This window comes from Bacillus cereus group sp. Bc031 (assembly GCF_027716265.1).
Classification (GTDB): domain Bacteria; phylum Bacillota; class Bacilli; order Bacillales; family Bacillaceae_G; genus Bacillus_A; species Bacillus_A paranthracis.
The window spans coordinates 1-8,510 of sequence record NZ_JAQFUL010000132.1; the positions used below are offsets into that span (position 1 = coordinate 1).

Here is an 8,510-nt window from a genome sequence, read left to right on the forward strand (position 1 = left end):
GAACACGGAAGTTAAGCTCTCTAGCGCCGATGGTAGTTGGGACCTTGTCCCTGTGAGAGTAGGACGTCGCCAAGCAATCTTAAGACGAGTCAGAATGACTCGTCTTTTTTGTATGCTTTCATGCCTCTGTTAATTGCTTGTTTAACTCCTTCTAAATAGGCAAAGCCATGCCTTTTATCTGGTTCTAAGTAAGTACCTTCTGCCCATTCATTCCACGCATTAATAAATAAAAACTCGCTGTTGTAAACAGAATAGGTGCGCTGGATTTGCTTACTTAAATATATCGTGAACTTCTCAGGAGTAGAGCCTACGAAAATGCTGCTATTTAAATCTTTGCGGCGTGCTGTGTTGTCCCAGTCAACAAAGGCACCGGGAAATGTTTTTTTCTCTGGAGGAGACCGCTTTAGTATATACATCCAAACTTTATCATAATCCCAAGCGTTTATTTGTTTACCAGACTCATATATTGTTTTATTTATGTCTGAAGAGCTATCATGAGCAATTGTATAAAAAGGCTCGAATTGAATGCTAGCATCGAACCCATTTATATTAGGAAGTGGGAAGCTGTTTAATGTTTCTACAAAGTATATACCTGCCAAACCATTTTCTTGTGCGAGTGTATTCCAGTAGTTAAGCATTTGCTCACAATTAGGTATATGCCCAGGACGATAAATAATGAATAGTGGTTTATTATCTATACGGATATACCTCTTATCTTGGAAAGCTTGTAATAAATAATCAAAGTGTTCTTTCCAATCCGATAAGCCTCCGTAATTTTGAGGCATTAATATGTGACTATCAAGACCATCCCAAGTTTTTGTCCATGGTTCATTTGCCCAAGATAGGCAAAATGGAAAATCTGGTTCGCCCATCTGAAGTACCTCATTAAATGGTCTCTCCAATAGCCTCTTCCCTTTAAACCAGTAATGGTAATAACAAAAACCATATATGCCGTGTGCTTTGGCAATTTCTGCTTGCCATTTTCTTACGGATGGGGTGGTTAAGTCGTAATAAAAATCTTGATAAGGTTCTCTAGGTTGATAATGTCCTGAAAATAAAGGTCGTGCACTTTTAGTATTTGTCCATTCAGTAAAACCTTTTCCCCACCATCGGTCATTTTCTTTTATTTGATGAAACTGTGGTAAGTAAAAAGCAATTATTTTCAAGATATATCCCCCTTATGTGCTTCGTAGTTCAAGTGGTGGGAAGTTATTTTTGATTTTTCGAATCTAGTTAAAGCATGAGAACCGTTATTTACTTACTCTGTTTATGCCTCATAATGAATTTTTTTGTACAGTTTGCTTGATATGGAAATCTTTAATGATTTAATATATACGGCTGAAATATAAAATGATCTTCATTATACAATGAGCGAAAAGAGTTAATCTTTTTGGAGAGCAAATAGGGCTTGGGGTAATCGGTTTACATCATCGAAAAAGTCCCGCAGCTTTAAATACTTCTCATAGTGGTTTTTAATATAAGTTCTAGGTATAATGGTTTCCCCGTAGAAGCTACTATTTCTAACGTCTCCAGCTCCCGTAGGGCTGTGGACGAAATTGCCGCTTTCATAATCCGAGATGGCACGATTTATATCTGGAAAAGCTTGAGATAAAGTTTTATGCCATCCTGTCTGAATTAATTCAGGGTGTTCCTTAAATTGTTGACAAAAATCGAGAAAATAGCGCGCTTGTGTCGTGGCGATGAAGATTCCACCTGGACGAAGAATTCTTGAAAATTCCTTTATCCAATGTTCTGCAGTTTCTTCGGATAAATGTGAGAATACAGAATAAGCGAATATGATGTCCAATGAATTGTCACTAATAAATTCTACAGGAGGTTGTGGATTGGCGGTTTTATATATTCCTCTTCCTAACGTTTCATTGCAAATATTAATCATTGCTGGATCTACATCAATCCCAAGTAAATTTTCATCGCGAACATCTTTGAAAAAAAAGCGTATAATTCTTCCCCAGCCACAACCAAAGTCTAAAATTTTCCGTTCTTTATTCAAGGGAACGCCTAAATTATGGGCATATGTTTTTACAAGTCTATAAAACAAATATGCTTCATAAAGAGCATGTTCATAGGAAGCACCTACAAACTGTTGTTGAATTTCTTCAGGGGGGAACATAGGTACTGGGATACCATTTATCTTTGTTTGTGAGCAACTTTGTATAAATAGATGAAGAAGTTCAACATCAGAAAGCGGGCTAACAAGGTTATCAAAATCACTTCCTAATTTAAAGTCATCCATTTGTTAACCTCCAAATTATATGTTGCTTAAAAATCATTTTCTTGTTTTCTACTAATAAAAACATGTAAAAATTCAGCATCTAAGCCTAGTGATTTATCCTTTTGTAAATAAACTAGGGTATACATATTTGCATGTGTATAAATATATTCAATCATATCTTGGCCCCAATCAAATGTTACTAAAGACCCATTCTCATCAATAGGATTTCCGTGATAAATTGGCTCTTCAATATACTCAATTCCATCCTCATTGATTCTTGCCCTTTGCAAAGTTTTGGGAAGTGTGTGGTACCAAGGGACAGTAAACACATGAGCACCGCCAGGCTTTAATACACGCTCTATTTCTTTAAAGGCTTTGTTTGGTTCCATTACATGTTCAAAGACATCTTGAGTAATGAACAAATCAAAAGATCCATTTTGGAAAGTCATGTTTTCTAAGTTCTCGCATCTAATCCCTTGAAAGTATTGGCCGAGAGGATAGTTTTTAAAGTATTGAGAGTATGTATAGTTTTTGCAGTTTTTTATTAGTAGTTGAGTTGTAATCCCCCCAGGTGAGGATTCGTGAATATGATAGGAACCCCATTTCGGAAAAAATGTATTTAAAACATGAATTAAAGCTCGCTGCCTTGGTATAGAGTGGCATGTAGAACATAAGTAGTGATCTCTAAGCCAATCGTTATGCTCTATAAATGTAGTTTCCTTCTCACAAATAACACAATATCCGTTATTATGTTTCAAATTACCTTCCACATGACATCACTCCTGTGTAAAAATATATATGGCACATGCGTCAATAATTAGTGAATTCAAAGAGGGTAGGTGAAATTTAGGGAATCTATAACAGTAAAATTGGTAGAAGGGAATAATTAGCAGGGGAGAACCCCTCTCTAATTAAAGTTTCAATTTATGCTATGCGATACATTCGCTTTTATTCATTGAAGAGTGTATCAATTTAAAATATCCCTTTTGTGTACGGATACATTTCAAAGTCTTGTGCATATATTTCTGTAACTAATGCCATTGTTTCTTCATCATAAAAACTTTTATATGTCGGAAAGCGAGGGAAGGCGGCATCTGTAATGCTGAGCTCTGCATAGCTTCCTGTATACATCATTTTATGAGAGCGATGATGATCTGAATTTGTAAGTAGCGCTAAATTAGATTTAACTAAATCGTACGTATGTTCTATTTTGGCGATTTGTGTATTAAAATCTTCTAAAGGAATATAGTGTTGGATGAAATTTTCTTCACCCGGAACGTATTGCTGACTAAAATGTATGTCCATTGCTACGGAATTGGGACCTAATGCTCGAACGTAATATAAAAATTGTTTAAATGATATTCCTCGGTTACTATATTTGTCATTATATAAATACTGGCGGATACTTTCCCATTGAGGAATTGCATATGGATTGTCAGCAAGTAATAAAAATGAGCTGACGGCCCTTGTATAGGGATTTCGTACAAGTTTACAAACAGCTTTTTCTGCTGTTAGAAGCCCATTTTGTAACTCTGGTATGTAGTTGGTGTTGTTTTTATATACCCAGAATTCATAGTAATGAATAAAGTCATGGTATTTCTTTGCTTCATTAAACAATCCGATTTGAAAAAAGAACCAATTAGCTAAAGTAGTACATCTGCTTCTATGGCTCCAGAATAGTATAAGGGGAAAGTCTTTATGGAAATGTGGGATTCGATCTTTATGTAGAATTACATGATTTAAAAGCTCTTGATTTACATTCTTCATACATGTAGTGCTCCTTTTTGAAAGTTTTATTTATGGAGAAGGAGAAAGCTTTTACTAATCCAATATATTCATAGGAATGAGTAAATATTATGAATGTTTTTTCGGACGGCTTAAATAAGGTAGTGATTCTAAAGGGAAAATATAAAATAAAGATAATGAAAATTTATAAGGGGCATACAATTATAAGAGACTCAATAATAGAATTGACTAAGTTTATTTATTTGTATTTCTAGGTGAGATAAGCAAAAATCTTATTACTAGAGAGGATATTATGCGGAAGAATAATTATTTAATAGTAGGTGGAAATAGTTTCATTGGTATTAACCTCGCATTAGGTTTATTGAAAAAAGGCCAAAATGTAAAAGTATTTTCCAGACATATAAATAATTTTCCTCAAAATATTATAAGTGAGGTTGAATTTATTAAAGGTGATTTAGCAAATGTTGAAGATATATATAAAGCCTTAGTGAATGTGGATATTATTATTTATTTAGCTGCAACGTCTAATGTAACAACTTCAATTGAAGATGTTTTCGGAGATATAAACAGTAGCCTTTTTTTTCTTAATTTCATGGAAAGTGCTAAAAATTTCCCCATTAAAAAAATCGTATTAGCATCTTCTGGAGGCACAGTTTATGGTGAACCGGAATATCTGCCTATTGATGAGGAACATCCATTAAAACCACTTTCTCCTTATGGAATAACAAAGGTGTCGCTTGAAAATTATTTGTACTTTTATAAGAAAAAATATGGAATGGACTATGTTGTATGTAGATATTCTAATCCGTATGGAAAATATCAAAACCCGTTAAAGAAAGTTGGAGCAATAAATTGTTTTTTGTATCAGCATCTCAGTAATGAAAAGATTAATATATATGGGAATCCACAAGAAATTATTCGAGATTATATTTATATCGATGATTTAGTGGAAGTTACTATACAACTATCGCAATTAAATCACTTGAAATTTTGTGTGTATAATATAGGCAGCGGAAAGGGTCTCTCTTTAAAACGAATTATAGTAGAATTGGAGAAATTAACGGAAAGAAAAGTGGACTTTATCTGCTATAAACAAAAGCAAGAAAACGTTCAAAAAATCATTTTAAATATAGATAGAGTAAGACGAGAATGTAATTGGGAACCGAAAGTGGATTTCAAAAGTGGAATTAGATTAAATAAGCTATGGATTGAAGAGTTCTTATATAGTAAAAAATAATAAGCCATGCCCTACTTCTGTATAAGTAGAGCGTGGTTTATTATTTTATTTCTTTTTTTATTACCCAAAGATCTTGATGTTCCCACCAAAAACCTTCAGTGTATTTTTTGATAATAGGATTATAAGGTAATAATTTAATTTTGTCACATACGTAAGAGGGGCTAACGATCGTTTGCCCATATTGATGAACATCTAAATCGAGTTGTTCGCTAGAGGGAAGAAACCAATAACCCCGTTCATTTAAAGCGGGAAAGCCGAAGTACTTTTTACTTTGATATCCATGAGTTGTGAAAATGAATAAGCCGCCAGGGGAAACAGCGTTATACAATGTCTGAAGCCAACGAAACCAAGTTGTATCAGGCATATGAGAAAAAAAGGATAGACAAAAAACGATATCATACGTAGACGAGGCTAATTTTACTTGTTCTGGTTCAGGGTGAGATAATAGAGATGAAGTATGTAATGTGTTTTTAATAAAAGTAATAGCCTCTTCGTGTATATCGCAAGTAGTTATACTTAAGTTCATTTGCTGATTTAATAAATGACGTGTTACGCAGCCATATCCGGATGCGAATTCTAATAATTGAATTGGAGTGTCTACAGGAGGATAAAAGGAAGTAATTAAATCTAAGAGTGTTTCTGCTGATTTTTTTCCATCTTTAAAATAATAATCTATTGCTTCTTTTTTAGATGGAAAGACTGGATTTGTGACAAGGAATTGAAAGATATGATCCTCTGGGTGGATATTTGCACTTACATTGTATTTTTGTGCAATTTGAGAAATCAAATGTTTATTTGCCTCTATAAATTCTTTCAAAGAGTAACACCCCTTAAATAATAGTAATGTCTTAAAAGAGCTACTGATGATAAAGAAAATATATAATTAAACCTTCAAATATGTTTCAAGGTACTTTCTATATGCATACATTTTCTTTTTTGAAATGTCGTCGATAGTAAAGGTGTCTTTAATGAAATTCTGCATTTGTACAACTTCACTGTAATGGGAATATGAATCTTCTGTTCTTGTTACGCTATTTGTATGTCGTCTATGATAGTTTAGAGGTTTTGGATTAAAATAAATGTTCCCCTCTTTAAGGAGAGAAACATAGAAAAACCAATCACCAGCTATTTTAAACTTTTGCAATTGTTTTGCTATTGTTTTTATATCTATGTTTTTAAAAACTACACTTGAGACATTAGGTATGGTGTTTTTGATAAATAACGTATCTTGTATTTCATCTATCCCTTTTCGGATATAAGAACTCTGCCATTTTTCCTTATCGATATCATTTGTGTAATTCAAATAATGATTGGCCAAGATATTTCCTTGTTCATCTATTTGTTTTGATTGTGTGTAGCTTAAGGCAACATCACTATCTATATGAAACCCTTGTATTACTTCTTCTAAAAATGTCTGATCACATAAGTCATCGGCCTCAGCAATCCAAATATAATCACCGGTTGCTGCAGAGACACCTTTTATCCATTGTTTAAATACAGAACCAGAATTTTTATCATTAATAATCTGCTGAACTTTCAGGTGGTGTTTATTTTCATTTGAGAGCAGCTTTTCAAATATAGATGCGCTATTGTCAGTAGAGGCATCGTCTAGGAAAATTAGTTCGTAAAGGGGATAGGTTTGATTTAATATTGATTTAACTCGTTCCGGTAAGTATTTTTCGTAATTATAGTTCGGTACAATAACGCTTATTTTTTTATAATTATGCTCAAGCAAGTTTAATAATTGATAAACGTAATCAAGAAAGTTGAAATCTCTTTCAATAAGTTCTTGGCCAAAGGTCCCTTTTTGTAATCGTAAATCTTCATTCCCGATAAGTTCATATATTCTTTCCAGCATCATAGGTAAGTTTAAATAGTCTACTAATGCGCCGGTTTGTTCCGTAACAACATCTTCAAAACCTCCAGCGTTTTTGAACCCTATAACAGGGACTTTTGTATCTAATGCTTCTAAAACTACGTTTGGAAAAGGATCTTCTCTTGAAGTTAATAAATATAAATCAGCACCGGCGTTATATAAACCGATATCTGGAGTTGGATCCACTAATGTGAAATGTGCTGTATATCTTGGGGAGATTGTATTAAAAAAATGAACATCTGTTTTCCCAACCCAGATAAAATGAATATTCGTATGCATCTTGCTTACTGAGTAAGCAATAAGTGAGAATAAATCTATTCCTTTTCGATGATCAGCGAAACCTACCCCCAAGATGATTTTGCTATCGAGAGGCAGATTGTGCTTTTTTCGTAAATCGCTTCTCGCTTGTGCAATATTTTTCTTATAAGGATTATGGTTGAACAAGCCCTGAGGGAGAATGTGGCATTTTTGATGATCTAATTGGGTGATTGTACGGAATTTTTCATACACGTATTGTGAAGGGAAGACAATTTTGTGAGCAGATTGGGCAATGTTTCTTGCTTTTCCCTCAGCAGAGTACTGTTGTATTAAATGCGGCAATTCATGTATTAATGAAATAACTTTAATATTATGTTTAGCTAGTAATGCAACTATATCACCACTTATGACGGTACTACATATGGCGATGGTATAGTCTTTTAATAATAACTTCTTTATTAATAATTCGACTTTTTCTTCCGTTGGGTAGTCTTCCTCTAGGCAATAAACAGGACCATACTTTTGAAAATCGCGGATTAAAATACCGGTTCCAATAGAAATAATTGCGACGGAGTAATGAAAGTTTTCTTTAAGGGCTTTAATAGTATGTAAAGAAAGCAGCTGTGCTCCGTGGAAATGGGCATCATGGGATACATAAATGATTTTCTTATTAGCATGCATTTCATAACGCCTCCTAATGTAATTAGATTTTAGTAAATGTAGGATGTATTTATAATTCCTAGAGAGAAGTGGTAGGAGATAATTGTGAATGTAACCGAAATAAAAAAGCTACTTTTAATATATATTTGTGTGGCTTGATATTCATTCTTTATAAAGTAGAAACTGTCGATTATAAAAATGACTACACTAGTTTATTAATCTTTAGGGAAGGATTATAAAAATACGCTTTATAATTTATAAAATAAAAAGGATAAAAAGTATTGACGATTAGAGTACAGAAGTGTAATATAGAACAAGTCGCCGATGACAATAACGTCGAAAGCGACAAACGAAATAAAAAACTTAGTTGACATTAACTAACGAAGATGTTAACATAAGGAAGTCGCAAATGAGCGACAGACAAGTTCTTTGAAAACTGAACGAAACAAACAACGTGAAACGTCAATTTTTATTTTATGATGCTAGACAAACTAACTTTA

Annotated in this window: 7 protein-coding genes; 1 reads left to right on the forward strand and 6 read right to left on the reverse strand. The window is 33.5% G+C overall.

Annotated features, from left to right (window positions below):
• Positions 1 to 89: 89 nt before the first annotated feature.
• The 4 genes from PDQ33_RS27225 to PDQ33_RS27240 all read right to left on the reverse strand — a co-directional run bounded on the left by PDQ33_RS27225 (position 90) and on the right by PDQ33_RS27240 (position 4,000).
• Entirely contained in the window at positions 90 to 1,166 is a 1,077-nt protein-coding gene (locus PDQ33_RS27225) for a glycosyltransferase WbsX family protein (protein WP_270395131.1), read from the reverse strand.
• A 215-nt stretch (positions 1,167 to 1,381) separates the two neighbouring features.
• A complete protein-coding gene (locus tag PDQ33_RS27230) occupies positions 1,382 to 2,254 on the reverse strand; it encodes a class I SAM-dependent methyltransferase (protein ID WP_270756967.1) in 873 nt (290 codons plus the stop codon).
• Between the two features lie 26 nt (positions 2,255 to 2,280).
• A complete protein-coding gene (locus PDQ33_RS27235; protein ID WP_046199652.1) occupies positions 2,281 to 3,003 on the reverse strand; it encodes a class I SAM-dependent methyltransferase in 723 nt (240 codons plus the stop codon).
• A 202-nt stretch (positions 3,004 to 3,205) separates the two neighbouring features.
• A complete protein-coding gene (locus PDQ33_RS27240; RefSeq protein WP_270756969.1) occupies positions 3,206 to 4,000 on the reverse strand; it encodes a sulfotransferase family 2 domain-containing protein in 795 nt (264 codons plus the stop codon).
• Positions 4,001 to 4,271: 271 nt separating this feature from the next.
• Between PDQ33_RS27240 and PDQ33_RS27245 the strand changes: the two genes are divergently transcribed.
• Complete coding sequence (locus PDQ33_RS27245; RefSeq protein ID WP_001230823.1) at positions 4,272 to 5,216, forward strand: NAD-dependent epimerase/dehydratase family protein; 945 nt, start codon at positions 4,272 to 4,274, stop codon at positions 5,214 to 5,216.
• 40 nt (positions 5,217 to 5,256) lie between these two features.
• On the opposite strand, the gene PDQ33_RS27250 is transcribed toward PDQ33_RS27245, so the two are convergent.
• Both PDQ33_RS27250 and PDQ33_RS27255 read right to left on the reverse strand, forming a co-directional pair.
• Positions 5,257 to 6,033, reverse strand: coding sequence for a class I SAM-dependent methyltransferase (locus tag PDQ33_RS27250; protein WP_000657503.1), 777 nt, complete (start codon positions 6,031 to 6,033; stop codon positions 5,257 to 5,259).
• Between the two features lie 66 nt (positions 6,034 to 6,099).
• A complete protein-coding gene (locus PDQ33_RS27255) occupies positions 6,100 to 8,031 on the reverse strand; it encodes a glycosyltransferase (RefSeq protein ID WP_270395127.1) in 1,932 nt (643 codons plus the stop codon).
• Positions 8,032 to 8,510: the final 479 nt, after the last annotated feature.